Annotated in this window: 1 pseudogene; it reads left to right on the top strand. The window is 50.8% G+C overall.

What is annotated here, in order from left to right:
* Positions 1 to 252: pseudogene (locus Q4563_RS21250) on the top strand (hypothetical protein); the annotation flags it as partial.

Raw genomic sequence — 252 nt, 5'->3', positions numbered from 1 at the left:
CACCACCTGCATATCGAGCTGGATTACGACGAAAAGGCATTACAGCAGGCAATTCCTGCCAACGGGCCTTTTATTACGGTATCCAACCATCCTTTCGGTTTTCTCGATGGCGTGATTCTGTTGCTGCTGGTGTGCCGTATTCGCCCGGATTTCCGCGTTGTGGCGAATTACCTGCTGAGTTATTTTGCCCCTATCGCCAACCTGTTTATCACCGTCAATCCATTTGAAAACCGCGGCCCCAAAGGTATGGGA

This window comes from Gilvimarinus sp. 1_MG-2023, from assembly GCF_030548285.1.
The sequence above is the reverse complement of the archived record's forward strand: the minus strand, read 5'-3'. Positions and strand labels throughout refer to the sequence as shown.